This window comes from Algibacillus agarilyticus (assembly GCF_003286125.1).
GTDB lineage: Bacteria > Pseudomonadota > Gammaproteobacteria > Enterobacterales > Alteromonadaceae > Algibacillus > Algibacillus agarilyticus.
The window spans coordinates 86,823-107,500 of sequence record NZ_QMED01000018.1; the positions used below are offsets into that span (position 1 = coordinate 86,823).

General features: G+C 38.5%; 16 protein-coding genes, 5 tRNA genes and 1 rRNA gene (1 of these 22 only partly in view). 18 read left to right on the forward strand and 4 right to left on the reverse strand.

What is annotated here, in order from left to right; genetic code table 11:
- The first annotated feature begins 5 nt into the window (after nucleotides 1-5).
- The 4 genes from pspB to DPX34_RS14320 are packed head-to-tail and all read left to right on the forward strand — an operon-like array spanning nucleotide 6 to nucleotide 3,120.
- Nucleotides 6-248, forward strand: coding sequence for an envelope stress response membrane protein PspB (gene pspB, locus DPX34_RS14305; protein ID WP_111979131.1), 243 nt, complete (start codon nucleotides 6-8; stop codon nucleotides 246-248).
- Complete coding sequence (gene pspC, locus DPX34_RS14310; protein ID WP_111979132.1) at nucleotides 241-648, forward strand: envelope stress response membrane protein PspC; 408 nt, start codon at nucleotides 241-243, stop codon at nucleotides 646-648. Before pspB ends, pspC begins: the two co-directional genes overlap by 8 nt.
- 16 nt (nucleotides 649-664) lie before the next feature.
- Nucleotides 665-2,083 (forward strand): YcjX family GTP-binding protein, encoded by a 1,419-nt coding sequence (locus DPX34_RS14315; protein ID WP_111979133.1) that lies wholly within the window; start codon nucleotides 665-667, stop codon nucleotides 2,081-2,083.
- Complete coding sequence (locus DPX34_RS14320; RefSeq protein WP_111979134.1) at nucleotides 2,080-3,120, forward strand: TIGR01620 family protein; 1,041 nt, start codon at nucleotides 2,080-2,082, stop codon at nucleotides 3,118-3,120. Before DPX34_RS14315 ends, DPX34_RS14320 begins: the two co-directional genes overlap by 4 nt.
- A 17-nt stretch (nucleotides 3,121-3,137) precedes the next feature.
- On the opposite strand, the gene DPX34_RS14325 is transcribed toward DPX34_RS14320, so the two are convergent.
- Together DPX34_RS14325 and DPX34_RS14330 are read right to left on the reverse strand one after the other, a co-directional pair.
- A complete protein-coding gene (locus DPX34_RS14325; protein ID WP_111979135.1) occupies nucleotides 3,138-3,410 on the reverse strand; it encodes a DUF1289 domain-containing protein in 273 nt (90 codons plus the stop codon).
- Nucleotides 3,411-3,813: 403 nt separating this feature from the next.
- Nucleotides 3,814-5,340 carry an MFS transporter gene (locus DPX34_RS14330; protein ID WP_198673712.1) on the reverse strand — a complete coding sequence of 509 codons (1,527 nt, stop codon included), beginning with the start codon at nucleotides 5,338-5,340 and terminating at the stop codon, nucleotides 3,814-3,816.
- A 312-nt stretch (nucleotides 5,341-5,652) separates the two neighbouring features.
- Between DPX34_RS14330 and gltX the strand changes: the two genes are divergently transcribed.
- From gltX to DPX34_RS14375, 9 genes are all read left to right on the forward strand, one after another.
- Nucleotides 5,653-7,062: a glutamate--tRNA ligase gene (gene gltX, locus DPX34_RS14335; protein ID WP_111979136.1), complete on the forward strand. Its 1,410-nt coding sequence runs from the start codon at nucleotides 5,653-5,655 to the stop codon at nucleotides 7,060-7,062.
- A 114-nt stretch (nucleotides 7,063-7,176) separates the two neighbouring features.
- Nucleotides 7,177-7,252: transfer RNA gene (locus tag DPX34_RS14340), tRNA-Ala, on the forward strand.
- A gap of 57 nt (nucleotides 7,253-7,309) precedes the next feature.
- Nucleotides 7,310-7,385: transfer RNA gene (locus DPX34_RS14345), tRNA-Glu, on the forward strand.
- Between the two features lie 51 nt (nucleotides 7,386-7,436).
- Nucleotides 7,437-7,512: transfer RNA gene (locus DPX34_RS14350), tRNA-Glu, on the forward strand.
- A 49-nt stretch (nucleotides 7,513-7,561) separates the two neighbouring features.
- Nucleotides 7,562-7,637 (forward strand) — tRNA-Glu (locus tag DPX34_RS14355).
- Between the two features lie 51 nt (nucleotides 7,638-7,688).
- Nucleotides 7,689-7,764, forward strand: a tRNA-Glu gene (locus tag DPX34_RS14360).
- A gap of 234 nt (nucleotides 7,765-7,998) precedes the next feature.
- Nucleotides 7,999-9,213, forward strand: a complete 1,215-nt coding sequence (locus DPX34_RS14365; protein ID WP_111979137.1) for a sugar ABC transporter substrate-binding protein — start codon at nucleotides 7,999-8,001, stop codon at nucleotides 9,211-9,213.
- A gap of 1 nt (nucleotide 9,214) precedes the next feature.
- Nucleotides 9,215-10,423 carry a sugar ABC transporter substrate-binding protein gene (locus tag DPX34_RS14370; protein WP_111979138.1) on the forward strand — a complete coding sequence of 403 codons (1,209 nt, stop codon included), beginning with the start codon at nucleotides 9,215-9,217 and terminating at the stop codon, nucleotides 10,421-10,423.
- Entirely contained in the window at nucleotides 10,416-12,365 is a 1,950-nt protein-coding gene (locus DPX34_RS14375) for a sensor histidine kinase (protein ID WP_111979139.1), read from the forward strand. Before DPX34_RS14370 ends, DPX34_RS14375 begins: the two co-directional genes overlap by 8 nt.
- On the opposite strand, the gene DPX34_RS14380 is transcribed toward DPX34_RS14375, so the two are convergent.
- Both DPX34_RS14380 and DPX34_RS14385 read right to left on the reverse strand, forming a co-directional pair.
- Entirely contained in the window at nucleotides 12,349-13,182 is an 834-nt protein-coding gene (locus tag DPX34_RS14380) for a CvfB family protein (RefSeq protein ID WP_111979140.1), read from the reverse strand. The two genes, DPX34_RS14375 and DPX34_RS14380, sit on opposite strands and share 17 nt — an antisense overlap.
- A 99-nt stretch (nucleotides 13,183-13,281) precedes the next feature.
- Entirely contained in the window at nucleotides 13,282-14,046 is a 765-nt protein-coding gene (locus DPX34_RS14385; protein WP_111979141.1) for an outer membrane protein assembly factor BamD, read from the reverse strand.
- 274 nt (nucleotides 14,047-14,320) lie between these two features.
- Between DPX34_RS14385 and rluD the strand changes: the two genes are divergently transcribed.
- The 5 genes from rluD to DPX34_RS14410 all read left to right on the forward strand — a co-directional run.
- On the forward strand, nucleotides 14,321-15,295 hold the full coding sequence (rluD, locus tag DPX34_RS14390; protein ID WP_111979142.1) for a 23S rRNA pseudouridine(1911/1915/1917) synthase RluD: 975 nt from the start codon (nucleotides 14,321-14,323) through the stop codon (nucleotides 15,293-15,295).
- Between the two features lie 25 nt (nucleotides 15,296-15,320).
- Entirely contained in the window at nucleotides 15,321-16,031 is a 711-nt protein-coding gene (gene pgeF / locus DPX34_RS14395; RefSeq protein ID WP_111979143.1) for a peptidoglycan editing factor PgeF, read from the forward strand.
- Between the two features lie 138 nt (nucleotides 16,032-16,169).
- Nucleotides 16,170-18,746: an ATP-dependent chaperone ClpB gene (gene clpB / locus DPX34_RS14400; RefSeq protein WP_111979144.1), complete on the forward strand. Its 2,577-nt coding sequence runs from the start codon at nucleotides 16,170-16,172 to the stop codon at nucleotides 18,744-18,746.
- A gap of 176 nt (nucleotides 18,747-18,922) precedes the next feature.
- Complete coding sequence (gene pssA / locus DPX34_RS14405; RefSeq protein WP_111979145.1) at nucleotides 18,923-19,717, forward strand: CDP-diacylglycerol--serine O-phosphatidyltransferase; 795 nt, start codon at nucleotides 18,923-18,925, stop codon at nucleotides 19,715-19,717.
- 487 nt (nucleotides 19,718-20,204) lie between these two features.
- Nucleotides 20,205-20,678 (forward strand): 16S ribosomal RNA (locus DPX34_RS14410) (it continues 1,056 nt past the right edge of the window).

Genomic DNA, 20,678 nt, shown 5'->3' on the forward strand with positions numbered 1-20,678 from the left:
ACGAGATGCATGATTTTTTAGCGGGGCTTATTTTTGTACCTCTCATTATTTTTATGGTGGTCATCGCCCCTTTATGGCTTATTTTACATTATCGCAGCAAACGATTACTCGGCCAGGGGTTATCTGAACAAGAGACAATGGACTTAGCTAGTTTAGCGAGAACGGCAGAGAAAATGTCGCAGCGGATCATTACTCTAGAAAAAATACTGGATCACGAAACACCAAATTGGAGGGGTAATCATGACTAATGGTAAAAAATTTGAAATAAAACGCAATACGGATAATGGCAAAATAGCGGGTGTGTGCGCGGGTATTGCTGATTATTACGGTTGGGAAACATGGCTCGTGCGAATTATTGCGGTGAGCGGTTTATTTTTATCGGGTAGCTTTTTCTTTTTTGCTTATATTGCTTTATGGATTATCTTAGATAAAAAACCTTCGGGTCGAAATTGGCGTAGTAATTTAACACGCGATGACAATATACACTTTGAGATTAAATCTAAAGTGTGGCAAGCCGGAGAGCCGCCTAAGCGTGCTTTTCATGAAATCAAAGCAACCTTTGATCATTTAGAAGTTAAGTTACAAAAAATAGAGCGCTACGTTACCTCTAAGCAATATAGCGTAAATCGTGAAATAAACCGTTTATGAATAGATATAAAACGTTATGGATATAAAAGCGCAGGTAAATAAAAAGTGGCTCCAGTTTAGTGAAGACGCTAAACAAGTAAGCAGACGTGTATTAGATCTTGATATTAATTTAGCGGTTACAGGATTAAGTGGCGCTGGAAAAACCGCATTTATCAGCGCGTTGACACAACATGTGCGGTTTGCGAGCCAAACGGCCGCTTACCCTTTTTGGCAAGCAGCTGAGGCTGAACGTATTATCGGCTGTAAGCGAAATTTACATGATGACAATCATACTGCTCGTTTTCGTTTAGATGATGCAATGGCTTGTTTAACGGCTGAAGCACCCGTTTGGCCGAAAAGCACTAAAGGGATTAGTTCACTTTCGTTAACGCTTAAATTTAAACCCGAACACAAATTAAAATCGTTATTAACCGATGCGCTTAATCTAAGAATTAATATTACGGATTACCCTGGTGAATGGTTGCTTGATTTGCCCATGTTGAAATACGATTATCAGCAATGGTCAGATTCTATTTGGCAGCGTTATCGTTCGCATACTGATTTTTATGCTTTTAAACAAGCGTGCGAAAATCAAGACTGGCATGCGCCGGCTGATGAATTGGTATTAGAAAAACTCGCAGCTATTTACACTGAGTTTTTGCATAAAATAGCGAATGAAAGTTACAGTTATGTGCAGCCCGGTCGTTTTGTTTTACCTGCTGAATGGCAAGGAAAACCCGCTTTACATTTTGTACCGATATCGAGCGAATTCGTTAATAACCGTAAAGCAGACGAAACTGATGATGTATTGTTTAGCTTAAATAAAAGTCGGTTTGAATTTTATGTAAAAGAAATAGTAACGCCGTTTTATCACCGTTATTTTAATGATTTTGATAGGCAAGTTGTTTTGGTTGATGTGCTAAAAGCATTAAACGGTGGTGATGAAAAATATCAAGATTTAAAATTTACCTTAGCGGCGTTATCAGAAAGCTTTGAGTATGGTAAGCAAAATTGGTTGAGCCATATTATATCGCCAAAAATTGATAAAGTGTTATTCGCGGTCACTAAAGCCGATCATATCACACCTGAACAGCGGCAAAATGCGGTCAGTTTGCTTAAAACATTAGCCATAAAATCTGAAGAGCATTTAAAATATAGCCATGTCGATACGCATTATTTAGCGATTGCTTCAATTGCGGCGAGCAAAGCTGAAAAAATAATGCATGAAGGCCAGCAGTGGTCAGTGCTAAATGCAATAGAGTTACACACCCAAACGCCTTTATGTTTTTTCCCTGGTGAAGTGCCAGCGGTTATAAATCACTCGAGCGTGTGGTCCGATAATCAATTTAATTTTAAATCGTTTTCTCCCCCTTTATTGTTAAATGAAGATGCCCCTTTTCCACATATAGCAATGGATAAAGTGTGTGAGTTTCTTTTTGGAGACAAAATGCAATGAAGACTAAATTAGCTAGCCAAAAGACATTTTCGACAGATGTACATTCTCACGAGCATGATAACGGTGCTCATGTCTCTTCATTAGCGCCAGCAAAATCATTTGATCAAACAGATAATGTTAAACGTGTTGATGTAGATGATGAAAAAATAGCGGTTAAACCTAATTGGTTAAAGCCTTATAAGCTCGTAAATATATGGAGTTTTTTGTTTTTTAATGTGCTGTGTATTGTTATTTATGAGTGGGGCTCTTTTTTATTAACCCAATTTACTGAACAACCTATTTTGGTTGGTTTGTATTCACTGTTAATGTTTGGATTGTTGTTTGGTTTATCGCGATTGGTTATAACTGAACTGCGTGCGTTAAAAAGTTTGAAAAAACAAAGTGCCTTACAATCTATCGCTTTAGATTTTGAGTATGCTGATCGAGATGAATGTATCCAGTTATGTAAGCGCCATTTAAAAAGTCTTGATGAAGGCTCTTTACTGGCCAGTAGTGATACCTTTTTGCAGCAATTAACCCATTGCCAACATGCTCAAGATGTCGTTCAGCTTTATAATCAAACGGTTATTGCCTCTTTAGATGCACAAGCAGAAAAAATGATCGCTAAAACGTCTATTGAAGTTGCTGTTGTTGCGGCTATTAGCCCGTTTGCCTTACTTGATTTATGCGCTAGCGCGTATAAACAAATTAAATTAATGGATGCAATCGCTAAATTATACGGGGTTAAGTTTGGTTACTTAAGTCGTTTAAAGTTGTTAAAGCATATTATGGTGAATGCGAGTGTTATTGCCTCTGCTGAGCTCGTGTCGGATTTAGCATCTGATGCATTGAGTGTAGAGTTATTAGGTAAATTAAGTTTTAGAGTGGCTCAAGGTTTGGGGGCTGGGTTATTAACGGCTCGTATAGGCATAAGAACCGTGCATGCTATTAGGCCTTTTGCTCTGATTGACTCGCAGCATCAGCAAATGAATTTAAATCGTATTCGTAAATCCTTATTATCAGCTTTGACAAAAGAAACAAAACCAGAGCAAGGTTAATAAGTTACCGTGTTTTATTAATCGTTAAAAAAAGATAATTGGGTTTGTTGTTTAATTTCTTTTAGCAATTCATCTTCTTGCTGTTTAGCTTTACGGCTAAGCAGCTTTTTTTTACGCATTGCACATAAACTAATCACTTTGATTTTTTGGACTTGGTTTAAATCTTTCCAATAAAAGCGTTCTTCACGGCTACGTAAACAACCGCTGCAGTAACCCCTAGGGCCAGATTGGCAGGTTCCCACACACGGACTTTCAACATCGTCGATTTCAAATAACTCAGTTTGCAGCATAGATAGTGAATAAATTTAAACAATAACTTAATTATATACTTAAACTCGAATAATGGGCAGGCGTTGATTTTACTTGTTTTTTTGTAAAAATAGAGCCTAACTTAATACATGGATGGGGTATATTAAGTTAGGCTCTGAGGGTGAAGCGTGTGGTTCCGTCCTCGTTTTAGTATTAGGCTAGGGCGTGTTTATCTTTTGTGTATGCTTTTGCAGCAGTATTTGCACGATTTATACAAGGCAGAGCGATTGCGGTGTAGTAATTCTACATAAAAGAGCGATAAAGACTTTATGCTCCTGCAAAGTCACCTTACCCCACATCCATGTGGGGCAACATAGTAGAAATAGTGCAAATGCGCTGCCCTTTGGAGTTAAACAAAATCTATACGACAAAGATAAACACGCCCTAGTGATTATCACCAATCGCTAAGTTTTCTGGTTCGGGTTTGCCATGAGGTACTTCTTTAATGACGAGCCAAGCGATTGCAGAAATTGCGAGTGATACAGCACAAACGATGAATATCATGCTTTTATCTTCAATACGGTTTAAAAATAGACTGATGCCTAAGCTAACCACTAATTGCGGTAAGACAACGGATAAGTTGAATAACCCCATATAAAGACCCATTTTACCTTGCTCTACACGTTCAGACATGATCGCAAAAGGTAAACTGATAATGGACGCCCAACCAATACCGGCAACCGCCATTAATACATAGACTATGGTAGGAGATGTACCCATAAAGCCAATAATGCCATAAGCGAGAGCCATAATTATGAGTGCGTAACTATGCGTCTTAATTCGGCCAATTTTATTGGCTAACGGCCCTAAAACTAAAGCAGGCAGTAAGGCACCCACTAAATTAAGCAGTAAAAAACTCAAGTTGATAATGTCGCCTAATATATTATCGGTTGCTTCTTTAATGGCTTTAGGGTCATTTGAGTTACTAATTTCAGCTGGCAGTAAGTCGAGCATTGGCATTTTGTCTTGTAAGAAGGCATAGGTAAAAACAAACATGGTTTGTACACCTATCCAACTGAATGAGTGAGCGGCGAGTATTTTTTTAAAACCAATGTGATCCGCTTCTGCTGCCGGACGTCCTTCTTCGCGAGTCGCTAATGTGTCAAATACAAAGAACAGTGTGATGACAAATGCAATCAATTCACCTATGTGGCTTTCGACTTCAACACCCGATAAATGCAAGTAAGACGCATAAACTGAATAACCTAAAAACCCCCAAAGTGGTTTAATATCATTTAGTAACGTTAAAAACGAAAACTTTTCTTTAGGCTTTAAATCATTTTCTCCGGCGAGTTCCAACTCGCGAGGCTCTTCAATAAAAAAGGGCGGAATTAATGAAAAAGCGAGTACTAAAAATACCCCAACATAAATGAGTGCAATATTATCCCAGAAAAAGCCGATAGCATAAGCAAGCATGCCAAAAGTACCCGAGATAGTTTGCATCCAAGTGTAGCCTTGAGTTCTCGCTTTACCTTCTTCAGTTACATCGGCAATGATTGAGCGAGTAGGGTTAAAACTCACATTGATTGAAAGGTCAAGTGACAGCGCTACCGCGATGGCGACAATCATGACACTTTCAAAACCCAGTGAATCAGAGATTACGCCAATATTGGGTAAGGCTAACAACGACATCGCTGCTAAAAAGCCGCCTATGAGTATAAAAGGGCGCCTACGACCATTCCAAAACCAAACTTTATCACTAATAAAACCGATAATAACTTGGCCTAAAATGCCAGCTATTGGACCCGCAGCCCAAACAATACCAATTTGGTGGATATCTAAATTATGCTGTGTGCTTAATAACCAACTTAGCGCTGCTATTTGTATTGAAAGTGCAAATCCCATTGCAGTGGAGGGGAGGCTAAGCAACATATAAAAAGGCTTATTGAGTTTGCGTTGCATTTCATTCATATACATTTTTCCAACATAAAATAGTCTTAACTTTTAAAAGTATCGGTACTATATGCTAATTAGCAAGTGTTTGGTCTATGCATACGTATGTAATAAAAATGTTAATTGATTTGCGTGGGATGATTATATTGTCATGTTATTAATTGGTTTTCAGTGAGTGATTTATGTTTAAAGTGTGATGGGATGAAAATGCTGTTTCGCAAATGGCGAGCAGCTTGTTACAATACAGGGTATAAACAGGCATTCATTTTATTAGCGCTGTGCTTATAAATAGAATGAATACTTCATCTTATTTTTTGTTAAGGTTTTTTAATGGCGATTAAAACTCGATTTGCTCCAAGCCCAACCGGCTTTTTACATGTTGGTGGCGCTCGTACTGCTTTATATTCATGGTTATATTCACAAGGAAACGAAGGTGAGTTTGTTCTACGGATTGAAGACACGGATATAGAACGTTCAACACAAGAAGCAATTGATGCAATTATTGAAGGGATGGAATGGTTAGGACTTAAATGGTCTGAAGGTCCATATTATCAAACAAAACGTTTTGACCGTTATAAAGATTTGATCCAACAGCTAATCGATGAAGGCAAGGCATATCGTTGTTATTGTAAGCCTGAAGAACTTGATGCGATGCGCGAAAAGCAAATGGCAGCAGGTGAAAAGCCTCGTTATACGGGAGTGTGGCGTGACCGTACTGATTACCCAGAAAGTGAACCGTTTGTTATTCGCTTTAGAACACCACAAGAGGGCAGTGTTACCTTTACTGACCATATTCGTGGCACGATTGAAGTCGCTAACCAAGAATTAGATGATTTAATTATCTTACGTTCTGACGGTAGCCCTACTTATAATTTCTGTGTCGTGGTTGATGATTGGGATATGGGGATCACTCATGTTGTTCGAGGTGAAGATCATATTAATAACACTCCGCGTCAAATTAACATTTTAAGAGCGTTAAATGCACCTGAACCAGAATATGCACATGTCTCTATGATTTTAGGGGATGACGGAGCCAAGTTATCTAAGCGCCATGGTGCGGTGAGTGTGATGCAATATCGTGATGATGGTTACTTACCGCAAGCGTTATTAAATTATCTCGTTCGTTTAGGTTGGTCGCATGGCGATCAAGAAATATTTTCTTTAGCAGAAATGAAAGAGCACTTTACACTAGATGGTATCAATAAAGCAGCTTCTGCTTTTAATACCGAAAAATTAGTGTGGTTAAATCAACACTATATTAAAACATCACCTGTTAGTGAAGTGGCGAGTCATTTAGCTTGGCACCTTAATGAGCAAAAGCTAGATATCTCAACGGGGCCTGCTATTGAAGATGTGATTCAAGCGCAAGCTGATCGTGTTAAAACATTAAAAGAGTTGGTTGAGATATCACGCTATTTTTATGAAGATTTTGCTGAGTTTGATGCTAAAGCCGCTAAAAAACATTTACGCCCTGTGGCTAAAGAAGCATTAGACGTGGTAAAAACAAAATTAGAAGCGCTGGCTGATTGGCAACCTGAAACGATTCATGCTGCGATTAATGAAACAGCAGAGTCATTAGGTTTAGGGATGGGGAAAGTGGGGATGCCATTACGTGTTGCTACGACCGGTGCCGGAAATTCACCTGCACTTGATATTACACTTGCACTGATTGGTAAAACTAAAACTGTACAAAGAATAGACCAAGCTTTGGCGTTTATTGAACAAAGAGCAGCATCTTAAAAAACTTATGAAAAATTCATAAAAAAATGTTGACTTGCGAGAGCTGTCTGCATAGAATGCGCCCCGCGTTGTAGGGGAGCATTCAGCTTTACTAAATCGCATTTAGTTTTGTTTGGGGCTATAGCTCAGCTGGGAGAGCGCTTCGCTGGCAGCGAAGAGGTCAACGGTTCGATCCCGTTTAGCTCCACCAAACATAAGTACTAGTATTTGGCCTATTTACTAGTATGGTTTTACCGTTTCACTTGACGTCCCATTCGTCTAGAGGCCTAGGACACCGCCCTTTCACGGCGGTAACACGAGTTCGAATCTCGTATGGGACGCCAATTTTACTTAGCCTATGCCTCAGGTTTTGTAGATATATAGTTTTACCTGACGTCCCATTCGTCTAGAGGCCTAGGACACCGCCCTTTCACGGCGGTAACACGAGTTCGAATCTCGTATGGGACGCCAATTTTACTTAACCTATGCCTCAGGTTTTGTAGATATAGTTTTACCTGACGTCCCATTCGTCTAGAGGCCTAGGACACCGCCCTTTCACGGCGGTAACACGAGTTCGAATCTCGTATGGGACGCCAATTTTACTTAACCTATGCCTCAGGTTTTGTAGATATATAGTTTTACCTGACGTCCCATTCGTCTAGAGGCCTAGGACACCGCCCTTTCACGGCGGTAACACGAGTTCGAATCTCGTATGGGACGCCATTCTCTTATCCGCTTTAAGCTTGTCCCTATTTAACTTCCAAACTTTGATTTATCTTATTTTCAATCCTATTCTTTGTTTAAGCTATTTGTTACCTCAATTTAGTGACTTACTTATCATACTTAGCAATATATTGGTTTAGTTGACTTGTTTTCCGCTTGTTATCTTCATGATTAAACTTATCCATTGTTATCTGATAAATTGTAAATACAGTGCCAGTAGGTTGATCGCTAAATATGCTGATTCGATTTTTGAGACGCGTCATTATTTTTATTGGCTTTCTGATTTTCAATCCCTCTGTTTATTCAAGTAATGTATCATTAACGTTATGGCACAATGCAATTGATGCGCATTCGACGTTGAATTGGGCGGCTAAAAAATTTCAGATTATTCATCCCAATGTGGATATTACGGTCAGTAAATACCCCGTTGAAGAGCTTAAAAATAAACTGATAGAGTCTTCAATTAACCAAAGTACGCCTGATGCTATATTAATTTCGAGTGATTTACTGGGGTACACCGAAATGCTCGATTTATCACCCGTTCCACTTAATTATCGAACACCACATTTTTACTCGCCATTTGATAATTTAATTCAACATAACAATTATCAATTCGCTATCCCTATTTATATTGGGAACCACTTGCTAATGTATTACAACCAAACATTAGTTGAGAAACCGTTTACATCGTTTGAAACGTTGATCACTACAATAGACAAAGATCTTGAACAACAACCGCCTATCGTATTTTGGGATAATCAAATGTATTGGTTTATTAGTGTGGTTAATGCATTTAATGGTTTTCCTATCATCAATGACAAGGTGAAGGTCAATAGGGCCGCCTTAGCTCAATCGATCATGATTTATAAACAGTTATTTGATGCTGGTATGATCAGTAGTGAGTGTGATCTTAATTGCATTATGAAGCGCTTTCATCATGAGAAAACACCTTATTTGATTGATGGATTATGGGCTTATCGCAAACATGAATCTGTGCTAGGTAAAAAATTAGGGGTTGCCGTGTTGCCTTGGGTCGCTGACAAGCAGCTTCAGTCGATGCGTTCAGCTGTTGTTCTGGCATTTCCTCAGCAAGCTATACATTCAGAAAAAAAAGAGATACTTAAAACGTTTGCGCTTTTTTTACAAAGTGAGCAAGTTCAAAAGCAATTATATCGGGATATTGGTTGCATACCTATACACCAAAGTGTGATTGAAACGCTTTTTGCTGAAGCCGAACCGGAGTTTAAGCTTATTTTAAATGAGTATAACCGCAGCCTTAATTTACCACCAAACCTTGCAACGGTGAGTATGTGGCCTGCATTTGCAAAGGGGTTACATTTTTTTATAGATGGTTTATTAACGGCATCTGATGCTGTTCTTTATATTGAAGATCAAATAAAGAGAGAGCACAGCAAAGCGTTACACTTAAATCAGCAGTTAAGTGATTAATATGATAAAGCACTTTAGACGTGTGTTCTACATTATTGGTATTTGGGGCTTAAGTTCATTCTGCAGTCATGCCAAAACGCAGATTGAATTGTGGCATAGCTTGTCTGAAAATATCCCATTTTGGCATAAACTCGAAACGGATTTTAATCAGTTGAATGAGGATTATATTTTAAAAACGTTGCATTTGAATCATGAAGAAATGAAACAGGCGATTATTAAAACACGTTTTGGTGAGCGTTACCCTGATGTTGTTTTTATGCCATCTGATTGGCTAGGGTTTCATTCGGTTATGCATTTTTCTGCTGTTGATCTTGAGCTCATTCATAATGCAGTGCCAAAAACGGCAATTAGTGATTCCTATTTCGATGATCAACTTAGGGGTATACCATTTGCTCAAGGTAACCACTTAATTATGATGTATAACAAAAAGCTAACGAATAAAAAGTTAGATTCTTGGCATGATTTATTTATATTAAAAGATAAATTGACGGCTAAAAAAATTATGCCATTAGGCCTCAATTTTCACGAAATGTATTGGTTTATGCCTTTTGTTAGTGCTTACGGAGGCGTGTTAGATAAAGATGATAATGTGGCTTTAGATAATCAATCGATAATCAAAGCTTTACAGTTTTATCGTAGATTATCAGAACAAAAGGTCACATCGGTAAACTGTACATATGCATGCGTGAGTCGAGATTTTTATGCAAGCAAAGTGGCTTATGCCATCAATGGTGCTTGGGCTTACCGAGATGCAAAAAATGCATTGGGGGATGATTTGGGTTTACAAGCTATTCCTGCTATTGAAGGAATTCCGGTACAGTCCATGCGAGCTAATTTTGTTTTATCATTTCCGAATAATTCCTTACAAGGCTTAAAACGTGAAGCATTAATTGCGTTTACTAAATTTGTGCAACAAGAAAAATATCAAAAATTGTTGTATCAGTTATCTGGTACTTTTCCGATAAACCAACACGTTATAAATGGATTGATGGCTAAAAATGAATCTGATTTCAGTCTTTTATATAATCTATTTTTGCAAAGTAAAACCATGCCAGCGAGTACTTCGTTTGCCGCCCTATGGAGTGGAATGTATAAAGGGTTTTATTTGTATATGAGTGATCATCTTAATGCCGAAAGTGCAGCTCATTATATGCAGCAGCGTGTAGAGCGTGAGCAGCGTGTGTTACAGGATGCTTTAAAAGATGATTAAATTATCGGTTAAAAGCATTCGAACAACGTTATTGGTATGGACTTTAGGTATCGCTTTATTGCCCAGTTTATTTGTTGCAACTTACCTTATTAAGCAGTTCCAAGAAATACAGTTTGATGAGCAAAAACAAAAATTAACCTTACATGCGGAACATGCTACAGAAAAAATGGCATTTGAGCTACGCCTGTTAACGGATCAGCTTAAACAAAATGCACTTGATACCGATATATTATTAGCTGCGTATTCGGGGGTGTTTGGTCAAAAAGCGCGTGTGAAGCTAGATAGCCTTTTAGCGCGTCATTCTTTACTTAATACGGTTATGTTAATTGATCAAGAAGGATGGATTGCAGAAGCGGCCCCTCGTTCTGCAGAACTCATTAATTTATCAGCCTATAATATATTTCAGGACTTCCAGCAAAATAATGATACTGCTGTGCCTAACTTAACTGCCCGTATACTTAATAATGGCGCTTTAGTTGATGAGATTTATGCAAAAGGTCGTCATTTAAATAATATGGATTTGCGTAGCAGCAGTGCGTTGATTTTTGTTATCCCTTTAGTTTTTAGTGATGCCAATGAAAGTAATTTTGCAACGACTCACACGGGATATTTAGTGGCGTATACATTAATTGATAATTTACATTATTATTGGCAAGAGCAGCTCGATAATAGTCATTTGCGCCAGCTTAGTTTTAATAATAGCCCGCTTATTGCGACAAGTTTGAATGTCGATAAGCAAATGGTAAAAGCCCATGTTGAATTACCATTATTAACTAACACGGCTGATTTAAAAATTTCGGCTTTAGTTGATCGTGATCGGACCTTAGCTATGCAGCCTGTACTTGATATTGTGGCTAATTTTAAAGTCATAACGTTGACGATTATTTGTCTTATTTTAATTATTAGTTTTGTTGTTGTAAGACAGTTGCTAAAGCCTTTAGATGTTTTAGATAAAGTCGTCACGCAATATGCTAAGGGAAATCAGCCACCTGACAATATAGACTTGTTCTTTACTGAGTTTAATCAAATATTGCAAGTGCTAGCACAAATGGCTGAGCGCATTCAAATTGAACAGCAAGAATTAGAACATCGAGTCGATACCCGTACTGAAGAGTTACAAGATGCATTTGATGAACTTTATTCAACTAATGAACAGCTTAAGAATATGCAAACACAATTAGTCGAAGCTGAAAAAATGTCACAACTAGGGCAATTAGTTGCTGGAGTCGCACATGAAATTAATACGCCAGTGGGTATTGCGGTCACGGCTGCTACCTCATTGATCGAAAGAATGGATCAGCTAGAAACACAATTTGATGCAGGCGCTTTAACTAAAAATGGTATGCGTAAATATATGCAAATTAGCCGAGAGTGCAGTGATCTTATTTATAATAATTTAACGCGTGCGGCTGATTTAATTCAAAATTTTAAAGAAGTTGCGGTTGATCAAACAAACGAAAATCGTCGTTCATTTAACCTTTACAACTACATAAATGAAATTTGTGGTAGCTTGCAACCTAAAATTAAAACTTATCAAGTCGACGTGACGATAAAAGGGGACGAGGATCTCATCCTAGATAATTATCCAGGTGCTTTTGCTCAAATATTTACAAATTTCATCGTCAACTCATTACATCATGGATTTGAACAGAACCAATCGCATTCAATAAATATCGATTTTACTTTAGAAAACAATGGCAAGCAGCTAAAAATAATTTATCAGGATGATGGGGGCGGTATACCGGCGGCGCACTTGACTAAAGTGTTTGACCCATTTTACACAACAAAACGTGGACAAGGTGGGTCGGGTTTAGGGCTTAATATTGTTTATAACTTGATAACTCAGCGACTTAAAGGAACGATCGAGTGCGCTAGTGAACCGACACAGGGCACTCGATTTATCATTTTATTACCGGTGAATTTATTTACAGTAAACGAATAAATGTTTTATCGAGTTCTATTTTTTTAGATTTATAGAGTGAACCTATCGCCATTTTAAATTCACGTTTACTGCACTTAAATAGACTACGAATGACGTCTGGTGAGCTCTTATCTGAGATCGCCATGTAACCTTTATTTTCACTTAACGCCTGTAATATTTTTTCTGCAAGCGGGCCTAAGGTTTCGTAGCCTTGTTTTCTCAAACTTAAATCGACTTTTCCATCGGGTCTAACCCGTTGTATAAAGCCTTTTATACGCTTGCCTAATTTAAGCTGTTCGCCGTTTAAGTCGTTATCAAAAATCATGCCCCAACAGTGGTTGTTTACGATGCATTTGTAACCTAAATCTGTTTTTTCAGCGACAAGTAGCTTGGCTTCGGCACCACTTTGTAAGCCAACACCAGATTCAGCTAAATGCTTATTTACTTTAGCCGTGGCGGTAATACGCTGATCAACCTTGTCGATATAAACAAAAACAACATAGCCATTATTCGGCTGCATTTTTTGTCGTTGTTCACTAAAAGGAACCATGAGATCTTTAGGTAAGCCCCAGTCTAAAAATGCACCAACTGAATTGACATCAACACAATTTAAAAAAGCAAATTCGCCTACTGCTGCTCTAGGTCTTTGTGTGGTTGCAATTAATCGATCTTCTGAATCAAGAAAGATAAAGACATCAAGCTGATCATCAACTTGTAAATCTTTAGGTGCGTATCTATTGGGTAATAAAATATCGCCGAGGTCTTGGCCATCTAAATAAAAGCCGAATTCAACCGATTTTATCACGGTTAAAGTATTAAAACTGCCGAGTGTAGCCACAACTAGCTCCAAATAAAAAATATCTGAACTATTGTAACTGATTAAGCTAAGAATAAATATGATTGCAGCCTCTGAGATTGAGGCTGCATATAAGAAAGGTTAGTTAAATAGAAGCTTATTGCGATTAGGGAAATTTTTGTCTAACACTTTTTCAGCATTTGCTTTTAAATCATCTAATTTAAGCTCTTCGTAACTCAGAACCATTATTTCGAGTGAGCGTTGTAACTGAGCGCTATCGGGGAATGTTTCAAGCACATATTTAGCTCTAGAGGCTGCAGCTGCAAATGCCTGGCGCTCAATATAGTATTCAGCAACTGCTATTTCAGTTTTTGCCATAAAGTTTTTTAAGTACACCATGCGCTGCTGTGCATCTGAGACATATTTACTTTCTGGGTATTCTTGAATAATTTGTTTGAAATCATTAAATGCGCTGCGTAACGTTGAAACATCACGGTCGTGACGATCAATGCCAAAAGCTTCTTGGAAAGCATTTTGAGCCATTTGGATATTCACTAACCCTCGAATGTAAAGTACATAATCAAGGTTTTGATGATTTGGGTTTAAACGTAAAAAACGGTCTATTGCGGCAATGGCTTGCGCCGATTTTCCCATTTTATAATAAACGTAAATTAAATCGAGTTGAACTTGATGTGAATGTGGACCAAAAGGGTAACGAGAATCTAAACCTGATAGTATTTCAGATGCAGGGAAATAAGCGCCCGATTCTAAATTCTTTTTGGCTTTTTCATATTCGGATTGCAATGATGTTTTTTCTGAAATGTCGATTTCATCCGGAGAACTAGAACAACCGATTAAACCGGTAAGTAAAAGTGTTGCTGCTAATAAAGTATGCTTAACTGTCAAAATCGTTCCTACACTGAATCAATATTTACACTGAATTATAAGAACAGCATTCTATCATGTGAATTTAATGTTGCATTGTTTTATTCACAAAGAGCTGTTTTACACGACGAGAATTGACTAGATAGACCGTAATTTGGCTAAAAAGTTTCTATTTAATGAATATCTCTGCTTTTCGGCGTATAAAAACCATGAGTTTGATTTCTAATCGGGCCGACAATCGGTACAATATGTCAATTAGTAAGCGAAAGCTTTTTTTGATTTTAAGAGTGTATTAATGAACGAAGCGGTAAATTTATCTGCACATTTAACCGATGCAGCCATGGGAAAAAGACTTGATCAAGCCATTGCTGATCTTTTTCCTGAATATTCGAGATCACGCTTAAAAGAATGGATTCTAGCCGGTTCGGTTCAGGTTGATGGTGAAGTTGTCACCCGTGTACGCGAAAAAATGTTAGGTACAGAGTTAATTGAAGTGAATGCGACAATCGCCGTTGAGGTTGCGCATAAAGCTGAGCCAATTGATTTAGATATTGTTTATGAAGATGATGACATTTTGGTGATTAATAAACCGGCTGGTTTAGTTGTTCACCCTGGTGCTGGGAATAGACAAGGCACTTTATTAAATGCGTTGTTACATCATGCACCATCTTTAGAAAATGTACCCAGAGCGGGCATTGTTCATCGTTTAGATAAAGATACGACAGGTTTAATGGTCGTCGCTAAAAATTTACCGGCACAAACGTCATTGGTTGCTCAATTACAAGAGAAATCAGTAACACGTGAATATGAAGCCATAATTAATGGGACTTTAGCGGCTGGCGGTGTTGTTCATGCACCTATCGGCCGTCATGCTACAAAACGCACATTAATGGCGGTTGTTCATGGCGGAAAAGATGCCGTTACGCATTATCGTGTCGCAGAGCGTTTTCGTGTTCATACGCGTTTGCGTTTGCGTTTAGAAACCGGACGAACTCACCAAATACGTGTTCATATGTCTAATCTTAAATATCCATTAGTGGGTGATATCGGTTATGGCGGACGCGCTAGACCGCCTAAAGCCGCCAGTGAAGAATTAATTACGGTGCTACGTGCTTTTCCAAGACAAGCATTACATGCCACCATTTTAGAACTTGAACATCCAAAAGACAGTGAATGGATGCAATTCCATGCGCCGATACCAAATGATATGGTTGAGCTTATTGATGCACTGCGTGCAGATGTAAAAATACATGGTCTTGACGAAGCTTAACCCAACAAGTTGGTTTACACCTTCAATGCCTCGTGTTGAGGGTGTCTCTTGTCTATCGACTTATCGTTCCGGAGGCGCGAGTACTTCGCCGTTTGATAGTTTTAATCTCGGTTTACATGTAGGTGATATTGAAGCTTCTGTTATTAAAAATCGTTTATCTCTCCCTTGCCCTAAAAGTATTGCTTGGCTAAATCAAACCCATAGTAATACCGTTGTTAATGCGGTTGATGTTATTAACAACGACAACCTGTTAAATGCTGATGCTTGTTGGACAAATCAACCTAATTTGGTTTGCGGTATCATGACTGCTGATTGTTTACCGGTATTATTAGTCGATAAACAGCAAAAAAAAATAGCCGCTGTGCATTGTGGTTGGCGAGGGTTACAGCAAAAAATCATGACACAAACATTATTACGTATGAAGAGCGATCCTAGTCATGTACAAGTTTGGCTTGGACCCGCAATCGGCCCCTGTGCATTTGAGGTCGGTGTTGATGTCAAAAATGCATTTTCGTCTCAATATCAAGATTGTTTTCAAGGTCATTCATCATTAAGCAAAAATAAGTTCTTTGCCGATGTTTATCAGATTGCAACGCTTGAATTAAACTCATTAGGCATTCATAAATCGATTTATAAAAACGATGAATGTACTTATTCAAACCCTGAACGTTATTTTTCTTATCGTCGTGATGGTGTGACGGGCAGAATGGCGAGTTTAATTTGGCTGCATAATTAGGTCTTAATCTTTATATTTAATCGTCATAATTATGATGTGCTTACCTTGAAATAGATTAAAAATTCCCCATTTAGTTTTTATACCCAAGTGATGCTATTCCGCATTTTAAATATTCCCGATGAGTACAATGGTGTAGTTATGAGATTAGATAAATTAACCAGTCATTTTCAAGTTGCCATCTCAGATGCGCAATCATTAGCCTTAGGTCGTGATCATCAATATATTGAGCCAACCCACTTAATGACAGCGTTGCTTAATCAAAATGGTGGTAGCGTGCGTAATTTGTTGCAACAAGCTGATATTAATCTTAACGGCTTACGTTCACAGTTATCTGAAGCGATTGATCGTATCCCTAAAGTAGAGGGGTTTGGCGCTGATGTTACGTTATCAAATGAGTTAATTAGTTTATTTAACATGTGCGATAAGTTGTCGCAAAAACGTAAAGATAAATTTATTTCAAGTGAGCTTTTCATCTTGGCCGCTATTTCAGGTAATAGTTCTTTATCCACTATTTTAAAACGTTCAGGAGGTACGGTAGAGGCGATTGAAAAAGCCATTGATAAAATTCGTGATGGTCAAAAAGTTGATGATCAAAATGCCGAAGATAATAGACAAGCACTTGAAAAATACACGGTTGATTTAACTGAACGTGCTGAGCAAGGAAAATTAGACCCTGTTATTGGCCGCGATGATGAAATTCGCCGAACAATTCAAGTATTACAAAGACGAACTAAAAATAACCCTGTGTTAATTGGTGAACCTGGCGTGGGTAAAACCGCTATTGCCGAAGGCTTAGCACAACGTATCATTAATGGTGAAGTGCCTGAAGGTTTAAAAAATAAGCGTGTTTTATCGTTAGATTTTGGCTCGTTAGTCGCTGGGGCTAAATATCGAGGGGAGTTTGAAGAAAGATTAAAGTCAGTACTGTCTGAGCTTTCAAAAGAAGAAGGGCAAGTCGTTTTATTTATTGATGAGTTACATACCATGGTGGCGGCAGGTAAAGGCGAAGGCGCGATGGATGCTGGAAACATGTTAAAGCCGGCGTTAGCCCGTGGTGAGTTACATTGTATTGGTGCGACGACTTTAGACGAATATCGTACCTATATAGAAAAAGATGCCGCTCTTGAGCGACGCTTCCAAAAGGTTTTAGTTGAAGAGCCGAATGTTGAAGATACGATCGCAATATTACGTGGCTTAAAAGAACGTTATGAATTACATCATTCGGTTGAGATCACTGATCCGGCAATTGTTGCCGCGGCCGCTTTGTCTCATCGTTATATTTCTGATAGACAATTACCCGATAAAGCGATTGACTTAATTGATGAGGCTGCATCGAGTATCAGGATCCAAATTGACTCTAAACCAGAAGAATTAGAAAAATTAGAACGTCGGATTATTCAGTTAAAATTAGAGCAACAAGCGTTAGAAAAAGAGCGAGATGACGCTAGCCGTAAAAGATTAGATACACTTCGTATTGAACTAAATAAAAGTGAATCAAAATTTAAGGTTTTAGATGAAATTTGGTCATCTGAAAAAGCAGCGCTAGCCGGCACACAAAATATCAAGAGTGAACTTGAACAAGCTCGACTAGATTTAGAAGTCGCTAGGCGAGCTGCTGATTTAAGTCGAATGTCAGAGCTGCAATATGGTCGGATCCCCGCGCTTGAAAGACAACTTGATTTAGCTGTACAAGCTGAAATGCAAGACATGAGTTTATTAAAGCATCGTGTGACTGATATTGAAATTGCAGATGTGCTTTCGCGTTGGACCGGCATTCCGGTTAACAAAATGCTTGAAGGCGAAAAAGATAAATTACTGAAACTTGAGCAGCAATTACATAAAAAGGTTATTGGCCAAAATGAAGCTGTGAGTGCGGTTGCTAATGCTATTCGTCGTTCAAGAGCTGGGCTCGGTGATCCTGACCGCCCAATTGGTTCATTTTTATTTTTGGGTCCTACCGGGGTCGGAAAAACCGAATTATGTAAAGCCTTGGCTGGGTTTATGTTTGATTCAGAAAGTGCCATGGTTCGCATTGATATGTCCGAGTATATGGAGAAGCACTCTGTAGCACGTTTGTTAGGTGCGCCGCCTGGTTATGTTGGTTATGAAGAAGGTGGTTATTTAACGGAAGCTGTTCGTCGTAAACCTTATTCAGTTATATTGCTTGATGAAATAGAGAAAGCGCATCCGGATGTGTTTAATATATTATTGCAATTACTTGATGATGGTAGATTAACAGATGGGCAAGGCAGGACAGTGGACTTTAAAAATACTGTTGTGATTATGACTTCAAATTTAGGATCCGATGTTATTCAAGAAAAAGTCAATTTACAGCAAGAAAATGAAATTCAAAAGGCTGTGATGGATGTTGTTGCAAATCATTTCAGACCTGAGTTTATAAACCGCATTGATGATGTTGTTGTATTTCATCCTCTAGATGCAGAGCACATTAAATTAATCGCTAAAATACAGTTAATCGGATTACAAAAAAGGTTAGCGGATAAGGAATATAAACTTAATATAACGGAAGCTGCACTTGAGCATATTGCTAAAGTTGGATTTGATCCCGTATTTGGTGCAAGACCTCTGAAGCGGGCTATTCAACAAGAGCTTGAAAACAAACTCGCGCAAGCATTGTTGAGTGGAAAGTTATTGCCAGGGTCGACGATCATTGTTGATCAACAAGAGGGGGTATTAATATTTAAAGCGCATTAAAATAATAAATAAGAAACGGTACAGCATAATCATCATATTACGCGGTACCGTTTATCTATACAGAAATTCATATTAATTATCTGTGGCAAAGTAAACTTCAATTTGTCATTCAACGATATTACGATAGACTGTGGCAAATTCTCGAAACATCCCATAACAAAATAATGGAAAAATTTATGCAAAATAAACGCCGCGGGGTATATCTTTTACCTAATGTGTTAACAACTGCTGGTTTATTCTCTGGTTTCTATGCTGTCATTGCATCGATGAACCATCAGTTTGAAAGTGCCGCTATTGCCATTTTTATTGCCATGATATTTGATGCGTTAGATGGACGGGTCGCCAGGATAACAAATACACAAAGCCAATTTGGAGCCGAGTATGACAGTATGGCTGACATGATCTCATTTGGAATTGCACCTGCAATTGTTTCATATAATTGGGCGTTAGCTGATCTTGGTAAAGCAGGGTGGTTAGCGGCATTTGTGTATACCGCAGGGGCTGCTCTTCGATTAGCTCGTTTCAATACGACACTAGAAACAGCAGATAAACGTTATTTTCAAGGACTTGCTAGCCCAGCTGCAGCAGCGCTTGTTGCAGGGATGGTATGGTTAGGTTCTGATTATGAATTGGATGGTAATCAATTTGGGATATTAGCTGCATTTATAACGGTTGTCTCTGGTTTACTGATGGTGAGTAACTTTAAATATAGTTCATTTAAAGAAGTAGATTGGAAAGCAAAAGTTCCTTTCATTGCAATTTTGATTATGGTGCTCGCTTTTATTGTTATTGCAACTGAACCGGCTTTAGTCCTATTTTGTATTTTTGCTCTTTATGCCTTGTCGGGGCCAATACTCACTTACCGTGCTGAGAAAAATATCAATATGTCACATATTGTTGGTGAGGCTCATGAGAAAGACCATCAAGAGCATGTAGACGATGATATAAAGCAAAACGACACTAAAGAATAACATTTGATTAAAAAGCAAACGTTAAAAGGCGGTAAGATGAACTCTTTCCGCCTTTTTTGTTTTTTCTGCAATTTAATTTAAAAAGAGTGTTGACGGGTGAGATTAAATCCCTATAATGCGCCCCCACAGACAAGGCAGGCAACGCCGCTAAGTCAGTCGGGTTAAGGTTTTAATGCAAAATGCTTACTCCGAATGAAACACGGTTTAGACAGTTTTTTAGAAAGCTAAAAAACAATTTAAAATAAAGTGTTGACATTGAAAATAGGAAGCGTATTATTCGCATCCCGCTCAACGAGGCAACTCTTGCAGCGAACATCGAAAGATGGCTCTTTAACAATTTGGTAGCTTACTTATCTGTGTGAGCACTCGCAAATATTAAGTATATAAAATTAACTTAATGTTCTCTGAGTGACTTACACGGTCAAAACAAAACGAATATTAATTTATTTGTTTGCAAATCAGAATTCATTGAGACCCAGATTTACTTTTTTTGAAGAGTTTGATCATGGCTCAGATTGAACGCTGGCGGCAGGCCTAACACATGCAAGTCGAGCGGTAACATGAAGTGCTTGCACTTTGATGACGAGCGGCGGACGGGTGAGTAATGCTTGGGGATCTGCCCTAAGGTGGAGGATAACCATTGGAAACGATGGCTAATACTGCATAGTATCTTCGGATTAAAGGGGGCTTCGGCTCTCGCCTAAGGATGAACCCAAGTGGGATTAGCTTGTTGGTGAGGTAATGGCTCACCAAGGCGACGATCCCTAGCTGGTCTGAGAGGATGATCAGCCACACTGGAACTGAGACACGGTCCAGACTCCTACGGGAGGCAGCAGTGGGGAATATTGCACAATGGGGGAAACCCTGATGCAGCCATGCCGCGTGTGTGAAGAAGGCTTTCGGGTTGTAAAGCACTTTCAGTTGTGAGGAAAGTTTGATGGTTAATACCCATCAGATGTGA